General features: G+C 60.4%; 2 protein-coding genes. One reads left to right on the top strand and one right to left on the bottom strand.

Features of this window, described 5'->3' with window-relative positions:
* The coding region (locus NKJ35_RS30840) for a hypothetical protein (RefSeq protein ID WP_352651411.1) at positions 1 to 389 on the top strand (389 nt) is incomplete at its 5' end.
* On the opposite strand, the gene NKJ35_RS30835 is transcribed toward NKJ35_RS30840, so the two are convergent.
* Positions 308 to 535 (bottom strand): transposase domain-containing protein (locus NKJ35_RS30835; RefSeq protein WP_352651409.1); only part of this gene is annotated, 228 nt, incomplete at its 5' end. The two genes, NKJ35_RS30840 and NKJ35_RS30835, sit on opposite strands and share 82 nt — an antisense overlap.

Here is a 535-nt window from a genome sequence, read left to right as displayed (position 1 = left end):
GTACGCATCCGGTGAAGACCGCAGACGTGCATATCCGATGCCATGAGGACCTGAGCACCGCGGTGCTGGGGTCAAGCTTTCGATGGGGAGACGCGATGATGTTCTTCGAGGAGGAGTTCGACCTCTTCGATGCCTTCATCGGTGAAGACCAAGATCCCGTCGTCATCGTTAGCCCCGTACACCCAGATCACGCCATCCTCGGGCTCGAGACCGAGGGTCAGGTCCTGGATGAGCTCTTCGCTGACGCCGAGGTCCCTGGCGACACGTTCGACGGTGTAGATGTGATGCACCTTATTGCGCTGCATGATCAGGCCGCCGCTGGTTGGGTCCGCAGTTTTGCGGGTCTCCAATTCCACGGCAGCAAATCATCGATCCGATGGGCTGGATAGGCGGGCAGTCGAGCGAGGACGTGGGCGAGCCAGACTTGCGGATCGATATCGTTCATCTTGGCGCTGACGATCAGGCTGTAGAGAACGGCAGCGCGCTGTCCGCCGCGATCGGAACCGCAGAACAGCCAGGACTTTCTGCCGAGAGC

It is taken from the genome of Mesorhizobium sp. M0136 (genome assembly GCF_040322515.1).
Lineage (GTDB): Bacteria > Pseudomonadota > Alphaproteobacteria > Rhizobiales > Rhizobiaceae > Mesorhizobium.
Note: the sequence above shows the minus strand (reverse complement) of the source record. Positions and strands in the feature narration are given on the sequence as shown.